This is a genomic window from Halomonas sp. PA16-9, assembly GCF_009728585.1.
GTDB lineage: Bacteria > Pseudomonadota > Gammaproteobacteria > Pseudomonadales > Halomonadaceae > Vreelandella > Vreelandella titanicae.
The window spans coordinates 2,436,785-2,451,869 of the sequence record NZ_CP040451.1; the positions used below are offsets into that span (position 1 = coordinate 2,436,785).

At 56.1% G+C, this 15,085-nt stretch carries 14 protein-coding genes and 2 pseudogenes; 15 read left to right on the forward strand and 1 reads right to left on the reverse strand.

The genetic code is table 11. The features are described from left to right. Window positions 1-90 precede the first annotated feature (90 nt). Entirely contained in the window at window positions 91-690 is a 600-nt protein-coding gene (gene wrbA, locus FDY98_RS11200; RefSeq protein WP_027959344.1) for an NAD(P)H:quinone oxidoreductase, read from the forward strand. A gap of 248 nt (window positions 691-938) precedes the next feature. On the opposite strand, the gene FDY98_RS11205 is transcribed toward wrbA, so the two are convergent. Next, a complete protein-coding gene (locus FDY98_RS11205; protein WP_027959345.1) occupies window positions 939-1,277 on the reverse strand; it encodes a thiamine pyrophosphate-binding protein in 339 nt (112 codons plus the stop codon). Window positions 1,278-1,657: 380 nt separating this feature from the next. On the opposite strand from FDY98_RS11205, the gene FDY98_RS26200 reads away from it, so the two are divergent. The 14 genes and pseudogenes from FDY98_RS26200 to FDY98_RS11265 form a co-directional block, all read left to right on the forward strand. After that, window positions 1,658-2,260, forward strand: a complete 603-nt coding sequence (locus FDY98_RS26200; RefSeq protein ID WP_196518003.1) for a twin-arginine translocation signal domain-containing protein — start codon at window positions 1,658-1,660, stop codon at window positions 2,258-2,260. Then, the gene (locus FDY98_RS11210; RefSeq protein WP_196518004.1) at window positions 2,223-3,305 is read left to right on the forward strand and encodes an amidohydrolase family protein; all 1,083 of its coding nucleotides are present in this window, start codon (window positions 2,223-2,225) and stop codon (window positions 3,303-3,305) included. Before FDY98_RS26200 ends, FDY98_RS11210 begins: the two co-directional genes overlap by 38 nt. Window positions 3,306-3,664: 359 nt before the next feature. Then, window positions 3,665-4,551 (forward strand): annotated as a pseudogene (locus tag FDY98_RS11215) (dihydrolipoyl dehydrogenase family protein); the annotation flags it as partial. Window positions 4,552-4,680: 129 nt separating this feature from the next. Further along, the gene (locus FDY98_RS11220; RefSeq protein ID WP_196518005.1) at window positions 4,681-5,016 is read left to right on the forward strand and encodes a hypothetical protein; all 336 of its coding nucleotides are present in this window, start codon (window positions 4,681-4,683) and stop codon (window positions 5,014-5,016) included. Window positions 5,017-5,094: 78 nt separating this feature from the next. Beyond that, window positions 5,095-5,259 (forward strand): hypothetical protein, encoded by a 165-nt coding sequence (locus FDY98_RS11225; protein ID WP_155705836.1) that lies wholly within the window; start codon window positions 5,095-5,097, stop codon window positions 5,257-5,259. Continuing rightward, a complete protein-coding gene (locus tag FDY98_RS11230; RefSeq protein WP_155705838.1) occupies window positions 5,259-7,634 on the forward strand; it encodes an NB-ARC domain-containing protein in 2,376 nt (791 codons plus the stop codon). The genes FDY98_RS11225 and FDY98_RS11230 overlap by 1 nt, the downstream gene beginning before the upstream one ends. Beyond that, window positions 7,616-8,002, forward strand: coding sequence for a hypothetical protein (locus FDY98_RS11235; RefSeq protein WP_155705839.1), 387 nt, complete (start codon window positions 7,616-7,618; stop codon window positions 8,000-8,002). The genes FDY98_RS11230 and FDY98_RS11235 overlap by 19 nt, the downstream gene beginning before the upstream one ends. A 124-nt stretch (window positions 8,003-8,126) precedes the next feature. Further along, window positions 8,127-8,531: a nuclear transport factor 2 family protein gene (locus FDY98_RS11240; protein ID WP_027959347.1), complete on the forward strand. Its 405-nt coding sequence runs from the start codon at window positions 8,127-8,129 to the stop codon at window positions 8,529-8,531. 12 nt (window positions 8,532-8,543) lie between these two features. After that, complete coding sequence (locus FDY98_RS11245) at window positions 8,544-9,293, forward strand: helix-turn-helix domain-containing protein (protein ID WP_081742522.1); 750 nt, start codon at window positions 8,544-8,546, stop codon at window positions 9,291-9,293. A gap of 103 nt (window positions 9,294-9,396) precedes the next feature. After that, complete coding sequence (locus FDY98_RS11250) at window positions 9,397-11,109, forward strand: sigma-54-dependent Fis family transcriptional regulator (protein WP_027959348.1); 1,713 nt, start codon at window positions 9,397-9,399, stop codon at window positions 11,107-11,109. A gap of 444 nt (window positions 11,110-11,553) precedes the next feature. Then, window positions 11,554-11,730 (forward strand): hypothetical protein, encoded by a 177-nt coding sequence (locus tag FDY98_RS26205; RefSeq protein WP_196518006.1) that lies wholly within the window; start codon window positions 11,554-11,556, stop codon window positions 11,728-11,730. 682 nt (window positions 11,731-12,412) lie between these two features. Then, complete coding sequence (locus FDY98_RS11255) at window positions 12,413-13,030, forward strand: helix-turn-helix domain-containing protein (protein WP_051430431.1); 618 nt, start codon at window positions 12,413-12,415, stop codon at window positions 13,028-13,030. A gap of 234 nt (window positions 13,031-13,264) precedes the next feature. Continuing rightward, entirely contained in the window at window positions 13,265-13,951 is a 687-nt protein-coding gene (locus FDY98_RS11260) for a hydrolase (protein ID WP_027959349.1), read from the forward strand. A 151-nt stretch (window positions 13,952-14,102) separates the two neighbouring features. Continuing rightward, window positions 14,103-15,068: pseudogene (locus FDY98_RS11265) on the forward strand (amidohydrolase family protein); the annotation flags it as partial. Between the last annotated feature and the right edge of the window lie 17 nt (window positions 15,069-15,085).

Genomic DNA, 15,085 nt, shown 5'->3' on the forward strand with positions numbered 1-15,085 from the left:
TCATAAGCAGGGAGGGCTTGTGATAGTGAATGGGCATCACATTTTTCAAAGGTGAACCCAATGCAGAACCCCAATAAAGAGGAAGCAAAAATGACAAAGGTTCTTGTTCTCTATTACTCCATGTATGGTCATATCGAAACCATGGCGAACAAAGTTGCTGAGGGCGCTCGTAGCGTCGATGGCGTAGAGGTCACTGTGAAACGTGTCCCTGAAACCATGGATAACGAAGCCTTCAAGGCAGCGCGCGGAAAGGTCGACCAGGACGCATCAGTGGCGACACCAGCGGAGCTGGCCGACTATGATGCTATCATCGTCGGTACGCCAACCCGCTTCGGTAATATGTCAGGGCAAATGCGTACCTTCTTCGATCAGACCGGCGGCCTTTGGGCCAAGGGAAGCCTGGCAGGTAAAGTGGCGAGCGTGTTCACCTCGACCGGGACAACGGGCGGTCAGGAAATGACCATCACCTCTACCTGGACCACACTGGCGCACCACGGCATGATTATTGTGCCTATTGGCTACACCACGCCCGCGCTATTCGATATCTCGAAGGTGAGTGGAGGCACACCTTACGGTGCATCGACCATTGCGGGCGCTGATGGCTCTCGGCAACCTGATGATCGTGAGCTGGAGATTGCCCGCCATCAGGGCGAATATGTCGCCTCCATTGCGTCTAAACTCAAAAGCTAGAGGTTCAATTCGCTGTCGCTGGAACGAAATAGCATCTTCAGTGGCAGTGAGATTGAGAGCACGGCCTGTTCGCTACGCACCCCGAACTCATCAATGTCGTCCTGCTGGAGTTCATTCGCTCATGACGAGGCAAATACCACCGCCATGCACTGACACTAGGTAACCAGCACATGCGGCGAACAACATAGGTGCTTCGTTGACTTCCCGAATCGCCATCAGCCGGCTGAAACCCCAATATTCCTGAATTTTCAGCGCTTAGCCGATTTGCCATACGGCGTTGGCGTTGGTTTCTGGCCGGTGATCATCAGCATCGGCATGCCGCCCAGATACGCGTAGGCACCCGCCGTTACCAGATTCGTTGCGCCCGGTCCCAAGGTAGCCAGGCTGACGCCGGCCTTACCGGTCAGCCGACCATAGGTAGCCGCCATGAAACCTGCGGACTGCTCATGGCGAGTCAATACCAGCTTGATACTGGAATGGCGCAACGACTCCAAGGGGTCCAGGTTTTCTTCACCGGGAATCCCGAACACGTACTCGACACCTTCGTTCTCCAGGCATTGCACAACGAAATCCGCGGCTTTGGCCATTTCTCCGCCTCACTATCTGTGAGCGCTTGCTGTGGTTTTGGAATCAGCGTGCGGCGATAAATCCGGATGCGCAGATGTGCTGCAAGGGGGGCATGCCGGTGGGACTTCCACGAAAGGATCGCATTGCGCTCGACCATAAAAGGCATAGGCGGTAGAAGGGCCTGCAGAAACTGAATGTCGTACAGCAATCCATTGATCGCATAATTGTTCCAAATTCGTACGCTTGTCCAATTTTCAGGTAGCTGTTGTGGAGATAGTAGCGATTACTTTCAGAAGGATTGAAAGACTGATGGTTAACTAAAAATTGGCCACTCTCTACGACATCGCCAAGGTGACAGCTCCGAGTTTACGCCATAGCGACCATCAGTATTCACGAGAGAGTGAACATTGAGACAGAAGGTGTCAGCGCTCTAATTGACGGCGGCGGCCTCGGCGATCGGGCACGACCTGAAACGCTTTCCCGTGTTGCAATCCATTTTCGTGGCCTCGGGCCGCATCTGAGGAAGGACAAGACCATGTGTAGACTTTGCGATCTGAAGACGCCGCTGGCGCCGTGTCTCACGCGCCGCGACGTGCTTAAGGCGTCGGCCCTGGGCGCGGCGGCAACCCTGACCGGCCTTGGCGCCAGTCAGGCGCAGGCGGCCGCGCGCGAACAGGTCGGCCCGCCGCAGGGCGCCGGAGAGCCGGGCCGCCGGGTGCTGCTCAAGGGCGGCACGGTGCTGTCGATGGATGACGGCGTGGGCAACTTCGCCACCGGCGACGTGCTGGTCGAAGGCAAACGCATCGTCGAGGTCGCGGCCTCCATCGACGCTGGCGACGCGGCGGTGATCGACGCGACCGGCAAGATCGTGATGCCGGGCTTCATCGACACCCACCACCACCAGTTTCGAAACCGCGCTGCGCAGCCAGCTGGCCAATGGCATCCTGAACAACGACGGTCGGCCGGTGAACGAACAGAACTACTACGACACGATCCTGCATAAATTCTCGATGGTCTACCGCCCCGAGGACGTCTACATCAACGAGCTGTTCGGTGGCATCGCTCAGCTTGACGCGGGCGTGACGACCGTTATGGATGTCAGCCAGATCCACCACAGCCCCGAACATTCCGACGCCGCCATCGAAGGCCTGCGCGATGCCGGCCGCCGCGGCGTGTTCGGCTATTTCGAGGGCTACGGCGACCGACTGCAATACCCGGCCGACGCGCGCCGCATCAGGGAGCAGTATTTCTCCAGCGACGACCAGCTTATGACGATGGTCATGGGTGGCGAGATCTACATGTCCGGCTGGGAGGCCGCATGGGATGTGGGCCGCGAACTCGACCTGCCGATCGCGCTTCACGTGGTGGGTACTTTCGGCATGCGCGACACCTTCGACCAGCTTGCGCGCGACGGCCGGTTCGGGCCCAACCATATCTTCATCCACATGACCGGCATGTCCGACATGGCGTGGCAGGCGGCGGCGGATGCGGGCAGCCACGTGTCGCTGGCCGTGCCCATCGAGATGCACATGCGCCACGGCTATCCGCCGATCCAGAAATGCATCGACCTCGGCCTGTCGACCTCGTTGTCGACGGATGTGGAATGCACCATGACGGCGGATTTCTTCACCCAGATGCGGCATTTGATAACCCTGCAGCGGATGTGGGTGAATGAGGCCGCGTTGTCGGGTGCCAAGGATTACCCCGCCCTGATGCAGTGCATCGACGCGATCCGTTTCGCCACGATGGGCGGGGCCGAGGGACTGGGCCTTGCGCACAAGGTCGGCTCGCTGACCCCGGGCAAGGAGGCCGACATCATCCTGCTGGATGCGAACGCGATCAACGTGGCGCCACTGAACAACGCGCCGGGCGCGGTGGTGACGCTGATGGAGCGGACCAACGTCGACACCGTGATGGTTGCCGGGCGCATCATGAAGTGGCAGGGCGCGCTTCAGGGCTTCGATGTGCCGCGCCTGCGCTCCGAGCTGGAAACCAGCCGCGACTACCTGTTCGAGGCCGCCGGCATCGAACGCGACCTGTTCGCCTGACCCCGGCGCCCCGGGCCCCGAACCAAGGGCCCGGCCAAGCGTCGTGTCCCGACACATGGCGCCTCGGCCACGGCTGTTACGGCACCGCAAGACGAAAGGGATCCCCATGTATAGGGATCGACACCTTTGCAGCCGAGGTGGCTGAGGTCGAGGGCGTAAGTTGGGAGTTTAGTTGTGGGGAGTGGATGTTCTTTATTTTTTGTTTGCTTTTTATTATCTTTATTTCTAGGTCTAGGCGTGTCTGGAAGGGCGATGTTCGCCGAAGCTTTGCGCCCGGGGTGGATGCTGTTTTGGCGTCCGACGTGTCGGGCCGCTCAGTAACGTGGGGATGAACCATGGCGGCGATTGAGCACTACGACATGATCTGCATCGGCGGAGGCTCTGGTCTGACTGCCGCCTATTACGGGCAGCAGGACGGCAAGTCGGTCGCACTGGTCGATGATCGGCCCGACCAGCTTGGCGGCACTTGCGTGAACCGCGGCTGCATTCCGACGAAGGGCCTGATTCAGGCTGCCGAGGTGATGCAGACAATCCGGCACGCCGCGGACTTTGGTATCCACCTGGATCAGTCGTCGGTTCGTGTCGACTTCCAGGCCGTTCTCGACACGGTCCGTCGGCGGCGCGAAAACGACGCCGCTGACGTGCGCCGCTGGGTGGAGAGCGCCTTCACCCCCTACTATGGCCGGGCGTGTTTTGTGGGCGACAAGCTGATCGAGATGGAGGACGGGCGGCGGCTGACCGGCGAGCGGATCTTCATCGCGGCAGGTGCGCGCCCCGCGATCCCGCCGATCCCCGGGCTGGCGGAGAGCGGGTACCTCACCAACGAGTCTGTCATCTTCGACCTCACTGAACAGCCCGAACACCTGATCATCCTAGGCGGCGGCTACATCGGCTGTGAGTTTGCCCATTTTTTCTCCGCTTTGGGTACCCGCGTAACGGTGATTGACCATTCCGAATGCCTGCTGGCCGAAGACGACGACGTGCGGGCGCTGTTCACGCAGGAGCTTGCCAAGCGGGTGGAGCTCGTGCTGCAATCCGAAGTGCGCCAGGTGCTGGTGCGCGATGGGCAGTGTGGCCTGACCGTTACCACTGGCGATGGCGAACATAGCGTGCTGGGCGATCGGCTCCTGCTGGCCACCGGTCGGCGTCCCAACACCGATGGGCTTTCACTGGAGAAGACGGGGTCGAGCTTAATGATCGCGGCTTCGTGGTGGTCGACGACAGGCTGCGGACCACGCACCCCGACATTTATGCCTATGGCGACGTCATCGGGCAGGGGATGTTCAAGCACACTTCGAGCTACGAAGGTGAGCTTGCCTACCGTAACGCGCACGGTGCCTCCCTTGTTGTCGACTACACCGCCAACCCGCACGCCGTGTTCAGCAATCCGCAGATCGGCTCGGTCGGGCTGACCGAGCGTGCCTGTCGCGACCAGGGCCTCGATTACACCGTGGTCCAGAAGCATTACGCCGATTTCGCCAAGGGCAAGATCGTCGGTTCACCACCGGGCTTTGCTAAACTCCTGGTTGAGAAGGGCAGCGACCGGATCCTGGGCTTCCATATGATCGGTCCCCAGGCAGCCGACTTACTTCACGAGGTGGTGGTCGCCATGAACACTCCGGGAGCCAAGGCGCAACGGGTGCGCGACAGTATCCACGTCCACCCGACGCTCGCTGAGTTGGTCAAGCAAGTGTTCGATGCTACCGCGTAGGAGCCGATGTAAAGCGAATATTTCGCAACAGACGACGTTCAGCGGAAAGCTGGATGATCACCACCATCGAGGACTTGCGTGCCGAAGATTGACGAGATTGTCGAATTTGGTCCGTTTCGCCTGCACGTGGCGGGGCGGATGCTGGAGAGGAAGGGGGGGGCCGTCAAAATCGGCAGTCGCTCGCTCGACCTGCTGATTGCGTTGGTTGAGCGCCTGGAGAAGTGCTTTCCCGGCGGGAATTGATGGCGCGTGCCTGGGCGGGGTTGGTAGTCGACGAGGCCAACCTGCGCGTCAATATCGCCAGTCTGCGCAAATGCCTGGGTGAGGGCAAGGAAGGCACACGCTACATCGTCAACCTCCCCGGCCGCGGGTACAGTTTCGTCGCACCCTTAACGCGAGTGCGGGTCGAGGCTTCGCCCGGGAAATTCGAGACCATCCGACCTCCCGATCCTCGCTCCGGCAATCAGCCACCCGTATCGGTCTCGGAACACTCATTGCCCGAGCGTCTCGGACGGCTCATTGGGCGCGATGCTTCAGTCCGCGCAGTGGGCGAGATGCTCACCAAACATCGATTCGTGAGCATCATCGGTCCGGGGGGAATGGGTAAGACAACTGTCGCGATCTCCGTGGCACACACGATGCTCGAAGCTTTTAACGGCGCCGTGTACTACGTCGACCTTGTCTCGGTCAGCGACGCCTCGCTTGTTCCTAGCGCGATTGCTTCCGTGCTTGGCCTAAAGGTGCAAGTGCAAGATCCCAAGCCGAGCATCCTGGCGTTTTTTGGCGCCCGAAGAGCGTTGCTCGTATTGGACAATTGCGAGCACCTTATCGACGAGATTGCGCTTCTCGCTGAATGGCTTTATACATCCGCGCCTCAAACCCACTTGCTTGCGACAAGTCGCGAGTTATTGCGTGTTGAGGGCGAACACGTCCACATTCTTCCATCGCTCGATGTTCCCCCGGTCATTGAGGGGATGACAGCCTCCACTGCGATGGCGTTTCCCGCCGTCGAGCTTTTCATGGATCGAGTGGCGGCAAGCGGGGTGCAGGAGACGCTGACGGATGAGATGGTCCCGCTCGTCGCCGAGATCTGCCGAAAAACGGATGGCATTGCCCTGGCAATCGAATGGGCAGCCGGTCGGGTGCGCTCGCATGGCCTGCGTGGAACCGCGGAATTGATCAACAGCCGCTTCAACCTTCTCTGGCAGGGCAGGCGCAGCGCGCTTCCCCGGCATAAGACGCTCCAGGCGATGCTTGATTGGAGTTACAACCTGCTATCCGAGAGTGAACGCCGCGTGCTGTATCGGTTATCCGTGTTTGTGGGTCCGTTCCAAATGGAAGCGGCGCATTGGATCGCAGTGGACACTGTCCTTACGGAGGCCGAAGTGACAGCAGCAATCGCAAGCCTCAGCGATAAGTCACTGCTGTCGCCATCGATCCTCAACGGATCGAGCTATCTGCGCCTCCTGGATACGACGCGCACTTACGCGTCGGCAAAATTGGCGAAGTCGGGCGAGGTTAACGCCGTCTCACGCAAGCTTGCCGAGTATCTCATTGCGCACCTCAACCGAAATCATGAGCGTCAGAATGGGCGGCGGGCCATGGATCGTGATTTGATTCAGGTCGGCAACATGCGCACTGCGCTTTTATGGGCATTCTCCGAGGCTGGTGAGGGTGAGTTGGGCGTTCGTTTAGCAGCGCTCGCTGCACCGTACTTATTGGAATTATCGCTGCTGGACGAGTGCCATCGCTGGTGTCAAGCCGCGCTATTGCGACTGGGTTCCCGTGAAAGCTCGACGACACACCTCATCCTGCAGGAAGCGCTGGCGATCTCCGCACTATTCACTCGCCGCAATGGAGATGAAGTCCGTATCCCGATCGAGCAAGGGCTGCGTCTTGCGCGAACCTTGAACGACCCCGAACGCGAACTCAGACTGCTCGCAGGACAGCATATCTTCATGTGCCACATCGGTCACTTCCGTGAGGCGGTCGAGGTAAGTCAGCGCAGTATCGAACTAGCACGCAGGGTCGGTTCTCCCGCAGGTATCGTCATGTCTGAGTGGATGCTTGGGGCAGCGTATCACTTGGTCGGTAATCAGACGCACGCCCTACAGCACATCGAAAAGGGCTTCAAGCAAGCTGCGGTGCATGGCACGTTAAAGGTCGACCTGCTTGGCTTCGGACATCAGATCCGTGCGCTCACCGTTCTGGCACGTACGCTCTGGTTGAGCGGTACCCCGGATCGCGCCGCCCAAGTTGCGTATCAAGCAATTGAGGAAGCTGAGCAGACAGAGCAACCGGTAAGCATGCTCATCGTATTGCTATACGCCTCCCCGGTGTTTCTGTGGAGGGGAGATGTAGAGGAAGCGGAAGCGCTGGTGAGCCGTCTCAACCAGCACTTCAGTCGTTATTCGTTTGGTCCGAGGGCGGCTTTAGGCCTCGCGCTCTCAGGCGAACTGGCTTTGCTCAAGGGAGAACTGTGGACGGCGGCAGGCAGGCTTTGCGATGCGCTTGACAACCTGTATGCGGAGAAACTTGTCATGTTCACGACGTCGCTGAGCCGATCGTTGTCCGAAGCGTTGCTCGAATGCGGGATATTATGGAAGCGGAAGCAATGATCACCGCGGCACTTGAACAAGCCGAGGCTCGAGATGAATCATTTGACATGCCTGAGCTATTGCGTACGCACGCGCAGATCGGGATTGTTTCCGGTCGGCTGGATATAAAATCGGCTGAGGCAACGTTGCGGCATTCGATGGCGCTTGCAAATAGTCAAGGCGCGCTCAGTCTGGAATTGCGCTCAGCCATGGCTTTGGGTGCACTGCTTACAAACCAGGAGCGGGCTGAGGAGGCCTACGCGATCTTGGCGAAGGTTTACGACCGCTTTACAGAAGGACACGAAACGCGCGATCTCAGAACCGCCAAACAGTTGATCGAAGCCTGGCGTCCGACCGCTAGGGCATCGGAGTACCGCACCAGTGATTGACCTAGCAGCCAGACCATTCGTCTGTTACGCGGTTTCACACCAATTTACAAGCGCTCCAGCCTGTGACCTCGGAGAATAAGAGAAAATAATTCGAGGGCGTTCACGCCTTGCAGGAGGTGTTTGCTTGGCCACTCACACAAGCGGTTCGATTCTTCCTCCAATAGTCGCACAGTTCATCGAAGCTACGAATGCCGGTGACCTGTTCCGCCTTCTTGAAGCCTTCGCGGCGGACTCGATTGTTAACGATCAGCTACAACAATGGCGCGGGCTGGCTGAACTAAGCGAGTGGGCCGAGCGCGATGTTATCGGGCAGCAGCTATCACTTCGCACAACTCATTGCCTCCCGCACTACGGCCACTTTGTTGTCGCGGCCCACGCCGACGGAAATTTCGATAAGCGTGGGTTGCCCGATCCACTGGAAGTTCTGCTCTATTTTACTCTCTCCGAAGACAAGATAGTGCAATTGATCATTCTGCGAGATCGTTCGGGCACCTCTTCTTTCGATGCATCTTTTCGCAGCTCAGGGTAGAGGCGCTAGGCTTTGTACGAAACTGTCTGCGCGATAAAGCTTCCTGCTTTTACAGAGTTTTTCACCTTCTTACTTAGCATGTGGGCGTATTCGTTTAATTATCTTCAGCATGTGGATCGAAAGCCTCAAACGATCACAAGCGGAGGAAACCCCATGAGCAGTAATGCAGGGTTGGTCACCGATGCTCGTGAACAGAGCCGGCAGATTGAGGTTGCGTTGGCAGCGACTTTGTTGGAGTTGCTCACTGTGGCGCAATCCAAGGTTGAGCTTGATCATCAGGCTGCGCAAGCATGTATATCCCGCGCGACGGCGTTATTGGCCGCCAGTCTGGAACGAGACGTCAGACCTAAAGCCGAGGGCGCATTCCGCGGTAAAATACCGCGTTGGCAGGCGAAACGTCTGATAGCTTATATCGACGAGAATATAGACAAGCCTATAAGGAGTACTGATCTAATCGCGCTCACAGGAATGAGTCCTGGACATTTCTTTCGAACCTTCAAGGCAACATTCGGCCAAGCTCCGTTCGTCTATATCGCACGCCGGCGCGTCGAGCACGCACAGCAGATGATGCTGATGACCAATGACCCCCTTTGTCTCATCGCACTCGATTGTGGGCTGTGCGATCAGTCCCACCTCACGCGCTTGTTCCGGCAGTTCGTGGGTACAACGCCGGGTCAATGGCGACGGGAATATGTCAGCGGGTCGTTAACCGACCCGAAGTTCAAAGCGGTGTTTCCTAGCGAACCCGTTATCAGGCTGTGAGTCATGAATGTTAAAGGTCAATCAACGGCTGTTGTTGCATGACCTATCTCATCGCAAGACGGGCATAGCACCTTCCCCAAAAAACATAATTGAGACCTCTTTCATGGCTATCAGCTACAAACCGGAGCTCAAGTATCCCGACTATCAGGATCTGAGCGAGCAGGTTCGCTTTCAAAGCACAGAAGGTAAGATCTGGTTCGGCGAGCAGCGTATGCTGTTGATGCAGGTGTCGGCGATGGCTAATTTTCGCCGTGAGCTCGTCAATAGTCTCGGTATCGAACGCGCCAAAGGATTTTTCCTGCGCCTTGGCTACCAATCTGGACTAAAGGACGCGGAAATGGCCCGCAAGCTCAGGCCAAACAGTCCGGAATTTGAGATGTTTCTAGTTGGACCGCAGCTGCACTCCTTGAAAGGCATGGTCAATGCGAAGCCGATCCAGTTAGAGGTAGATCAGGAGGCCGGCCACTTCTACTGCGAGCTTGAATGGATCGATTCCTTCGAGGTCGAGGCCTGCCAGACCGAGCTGGGCCTGATGAAAGATCCTGTTTGCTGGTCTCTGGTGGGCTACGCGTGTGCGTACAGCTCTTCGTTCATGAACCGCGAAATCATCATCCAGGAAACGAGCTGTCGCGGGTGCGGCGATGAGCGCTGCATCATCATTGGAAAACCGGCTGAGGAATGGGAGAACGCCGCAGATTTTAAGCGCTACTTTCAAGCTGATCCAATCATCGAGGAGCTGTATGATCTTCAGTCACAGATCAGCTCACTGCGCACGAACCTGAAGAAGCAAGAAGGTCAGTTCTACGGTATTGGACAATCCCCTGCTTACAGGGACGTATGCAAGACGATCGACAAGGCAGCCCAGGGCAAGGTGTCGGTTCTGTTGCTGGGAGAAACCGGCGTCGGCAAAGAGATCATCGCACGGAGCGTTCATCTTCGCAGCGAGCGCGCCGAGCAAGCTTTCGTCGCGTTGAACTGTGCCGCCATTCCGCCGGAGCTAATTGAGGCTGAATTGTTTGGCGTCGAGAAGGGCGCATATACCGGCGCAAATCAGACCCGCCCAGGGCGCTTCGAGCGCGCCAGTGGCGGAACCATTTTTCTGGATGAAGTGGTGGAACTGACGCCCAGAGCGCAGGCGTCCCTGCTACGGGTATTGCAAGAGAGTGAACTTGAAAGAGTGGGAGACTCACGAACCCGCCAAGTCGATGTGCGAGTAATCGCTGCCACCAATGAGAGCCTCGCTGACGCGGTCGAGGCGGGCCGGTTTCGCGCGGATCTTTATTACCGCTTGAATGTGTTTCCTGTGCAGATCCCCCCCTTGCGCGAGCGGCTTGAGGACCTGCCGCTGCTGGTCGAGCACTTTCTAAGCAAGTTTCATCTGCAGTACCACAAGCGTACGCTAGGTTTATCAGATAAGGCTCTGGAACTGTGTCTCCATTACGCCTGGCCCGGAAATATACGCGAACTGGAGAATGTACTTGAACGCGGTGTCATCCTCACCAACAACAACGAAACTATAGTACAAGAAGCACTCTTCGCGGTCTTCCCCAAGACAGGCAATCCGGACGGTGATCGTCTCAACGCCGACGGTGAGCTGGTACAGCCCACAGACATGGAAAGCACCGCCGATTGGGTCACGCAGATCTTCGAAAGGAACGTGAGCCTGGAAGCTGTGGAAGAACAGCTGATTCGACAGGCGATGGAGCTTGCTCAGCAAAACGTTTCGCAAGCCGCTCGTATGCTCGGCCTGACCCGACCTGCACTGGCTTACCGTTTGAAGAAAAGTGGCATCCTCAACGACGGCGGCGCTGACTGATTTCAATCAGCTTTCTCTCGGGCGGCTCCCGGGGAATTGTGGCCGGTCTGTCATAAGCACCACCGCGCCATTAATCAAATCCGCAACGCGCCGCTATCGTTTCACCATATCATCAATCCAGCCTCCCTCCGCAAAGCCCTGGACTTTATCCAGGCCCCCAGTGGCAAGTGCATCAAGCTGATAAATATATACTTTTAATAGAGGTTGCTCTAGTGGCATAGCTGTTGCTATTACCCTATCAGTTGCTTTCTATAGAAAAACACTCAGCGGCATATGTTTGGTTACAGATTAGTAAAGCAGCCAACCTAGAGATCAATTAATACTATTGATCATTTTATCAAGACTATTGATCACCAATAGTCCTAACATAGGAGTCAGAATGCTTAGCACCGAACAACATTAGTTGTCGGATCAACCACTACTAATCAAAAGAGAGTTTCTATCATGAAAATGTTATACGCAGCTTTAATCATTGCATTAACACTTGTTTCAGGTGTGGCACTCGCGGAGCGAGGTTCGGATGAAGGTAGCCGGATTATTTCTCCTGAATCCACTTCAACGCAAAAAGACAGTGAAGAAAAATACTTTTCACCGTCCGATTTGACCGATAAAAACCCTTAAATGTTGCTGGATAGATTGAGTTTAGCCAGTATTGTCGGGCAGGTTTAGCACTCTTAAGCCTGTCCGACACCTTGCAATATTTAGACTACCTCAAACACTTGTGTTGTTTGGCCGAAAATTAAACAACTGCTTTTAAGAAATATGTGTCGATAATAAAAGTTTTAAAAGCCGCTTTAATTATTGTAATAACGTTTATTTCAGACGTCGCACTCGCAGAGCGAAGCTCGTGTGAAGATACTCGGTGCCTCCATTACGCCTGGCCCGGAAGTAGCCGTGAATTAGAGAATCCGTTCGAACGCGGCTTCATCCTGACCGACAGTAACGAAACCATAGGACCAGATGCGCTCTTCGCGGTCTTCCCAAAGACAGGGAAAGCACCGCAGTGGCATTGATCAAATCCGCAACGCTCCGCCATCGCTTTACCATATGATCAATCCAGCCTCCCATAGCTAAACCCTGGACTCGAACTATTTTGCACAAATGAAAAGTATATCTGTTTGATAAATATATATTTTTATATAGATCGCTCCAGCGGCATAGTCGTTGCCTAGATGTTATCAGTCGCTTTGTACACATCAACCCTCAGCGGCATGTGTTTGGTTGCCTATGTGATCTTGCAAGCGGTAGTTCTCGCAAGGCATGCCGATCTCATCTAGCTAGATTAAATAATCTGGAGAACTCTATGAGCAGGCCTGAATTTTTAGTTACTCCCAGCAACGTTGAGAAAGCGCCATCCAGCCGTCCTGAGCTTGTAAAGCAGGCGAAACAACTGCTCACGTTGCTGATGGAAACAGAGCAGACCATTCATAGTGATCCCGATATCGCTTCGACCTATCTTGATCAGGCGATTGCCTTGCTGGCGGTCGACAATCAAAGCGAGCCTTCGCCGTGTAAACATAGGGGTGGGCTGGCACGCTGGCAGGTATCACGCGTAGACACATTCATAAGTGAGCATATCGACCACTGTATAAGGACAACCGAACTTGCATCGTTGCTAGGTTTGAGTGTCAGTCACTTTTCACATGCGTTCAAACAAACGACGGGCGTCACTCCGCTAACGTACGTCGCTGCCGCGCGAGTGGAGGCTGCAAGGCAAGACATGCTGTGTTCGGCGCGTTCTTTGAGTGAAATTGCGCTTAGACATGGATTTTGCGATCAGTCACATTTTTGTCGTGTCTTCAGACGCGAAACAGGCCTGGCGCCGCAAACTTGGCGAAAGCTGCATGCACCCAAAGCCCGGTTGCAGGCAGCCTTACTTGGTTCTTCAACCCCTCAAACTGCTCAAGTCAGCAGGACATGATGATTAGCGTCAGTGCAGCTGTATAACCGCGACATCTTGAAAATCTACCCTGGCGGATCGTATGGGCTGGTGCGCCTTACTTAAACCGAAGCATCAGATGGTTGGAACGTTCATATATAGAAGATCACACAATTATCCCAAGGCCAAGATTGTCGTCCAATCATGCGCGGGGATGGCTTGCGATAGTGAATGGCCGTTTTACGGCATCCATCATATTTGTCAAAGGTGAGCCCAATGCAGAACCCCAAGCTTGAAGTCCTTACGCCCAGCAATTCACAGTTGATTTTCATCGACCAACAGCCGCAGATGGCCTTTGGCGTTCAGTCAATTGACCGCCAAGCTTTGAAGAACAATGTCGTTGGCTTGGCCAAGGCTGCGAAAGTGTTCGGTATCCCGACGATCATTACCACCGTCGAAACCGAAAGCTTTTCGGGTCACACCTATCCTGAACTGCTGGAAGTGTTCTCTGATGCGCCCATCCTCGAACGCACGTCGATGAACTCCTGGGACGACCAGAAAGTACGCGATGCGCTCAAGGACAACGGCCGAAAGAAAGTTATTGTTTCCGGCCTTTGGACAGAAGTCTGCAATACCACTTTCGCGCTCTCGGCGATGCACGATGCCGGGTACGAAATCTATATGGTAGCTGACGCTTCCGGCGGCACCAGCCAGGCGGCCCACGACTTCGCGATGCAGCGGATGATCCAGGCTGGGGTGGTGCCAGTGACATGGCAACAAGTGTTGCTGGAGTGGCAGCGTGACTGGAAAAACCGCGATACCTACGACGCGGTGATGGCGGTGGTGAAAGAGCATTCCGGCGCTTACGGCATGGGTGTTGATTATGCCTACACCATGGTGCACAAAGCGGAGGAGCGTGTGAAGCATGGCCCCACGCTGGCGCCGGTTCACGCTGAGATTTAGGCCGTAAGGAGTATCCACCATGTCCGATTCTGCTCCTGACATTATCTTCCATAACGGCCAGATCACGACGCTTGATAGGGCGAACCCTAACGCCTCTGCCGTCGCGATCAAAAATGGCAGGTTTCTGGCCGTCGGTTTGGATCAGGAGGTCATGGCCTTGGCCAGTCCAGGCACCCAGATCGTTAATCTCCAGCGGCGTAACGTACTGCCCGGCCTGTTCGACAACCATACCCACGTAGTGCGCGGCGGCTTGAGCTACAACCTCGAACTGCGTTGGGATGGAGTACGCTCGCTGGCCGATGCAATGGACATGCTCAAGCGCCAAGTCGCCATCACCCCCGCACCGCAGTGGGTGCGCGTGATTGGTGGCTTTACCGAGCATCAGTTCGTGGAAAAACGCCTGCCGACCCTGGCAGAAATCAATGCGATCGCCCCTGACACGCCGGTGTTCCTGATGCACCTGTATGACCGTGCGTTGCTTAATGGTGCTGCCTTGCGCGCTGCTGGCTATACCCGGAACACGCCCGAACCGGCTGGCGGCCAGATCACCCGCGATGCCAACGGCAATCCCACCGGCCTGCTGCTAGCCAAGCCCAACGCGATGATTCTCTACTCCACGCTCGCCAAAGGGCCGAAGCTGCCGTTCGACTACCAGGTTAACTCCACTCGCCACTTCATGCGCGAGCTGAATCGTCTCGGCGTGACCGGCGTGATCGATGCGGGTGGCGGCTTCCAGAATTACCCAGAAGACTATGAAGTTATCCAGAAGCTTTCTGACGAAGGGCAGATAACCGTTCGTCTGGCCTACAACCTGTTTACGCAGAAACCTAAGGAAGAAAAGGAAGACTTCCTGAAATGGACGTCCAGCGTAAAGTACAAGCAGGGCGATGACTATTTCCGCCACAACGGCGCCGGCGAGATGCTGGTGTACTCGGCTGCCGATTTCGAGGATTTTCGTGTAGAACGCCCCGACATGCCGCCAGAAATGGAGGGCGAGTTGGAAGAAGTCGTGCGTGTGTTAGCAGAAAATAAGTGGCCCTGGCGGTTGCACGCCACCTACGACGAAACCATTACTCGCGCACTGGACGTGTTTGAGAAGGTTAATCAGGATATTCCGCTGGACGGTATTAACTG

Coding starts and splice junctions, on each gene's coding strand:
- wrbA (WP_027959344.1), top strand. CDS start 91: ATGACAAAGGTTCTTGTTCTCTATTACTCCATGTATGGTCATATCGAA.
- FDY98_RS11205 (WP_027959345.1), bottom strand. CDS start 1,277: ATGGCCAAAGCCGCGGATTTCGTTGTGCAATGCCTGGAGAACGAAGGT.
- FDY98_RS11230 (WP_155705838.1), top strand. CDS start 5,259: ATGGCGCGTGCCTGGGCGGGGTTGGTAGTCGACGAGGCCAACCTGCGC.
- FDY98_RS11235 (WP_155705839.1), top strand. CDS start 7,616: ATGGAAGCGGAAGCAATGATCACCGCGGCACTTGAACAAGCCGAGGCT.
- FDY98_RS11250 (WP_027959348.1), top strand. CDS start 9,397: ATGGCTATCAGCTACAAACCGGAGCTCAAGTATCCCGACTATCAGGAT.
- FDY98_RS26205 (WP_196518006.1), top strand. CDS start 11,554: ATGAAAATGTTATACGCAGCTTTAATCATTGCATTAACACTTGTTTCA.
- FDY98_RS11255 (WP_051430431.1), top strand. CDS start 12,413: ATGAGCAGGCCTGAATTTTTAGTTACTCCCAGCAACGTTGAGAAAGCG.
- FDY98_RS11260 (WP_027959349.1), top strand. CDS start 13,265: ATGCAGAACCCCAAGCTTGAAGTCCTTACGCCCAGCAATTCACAGTTG.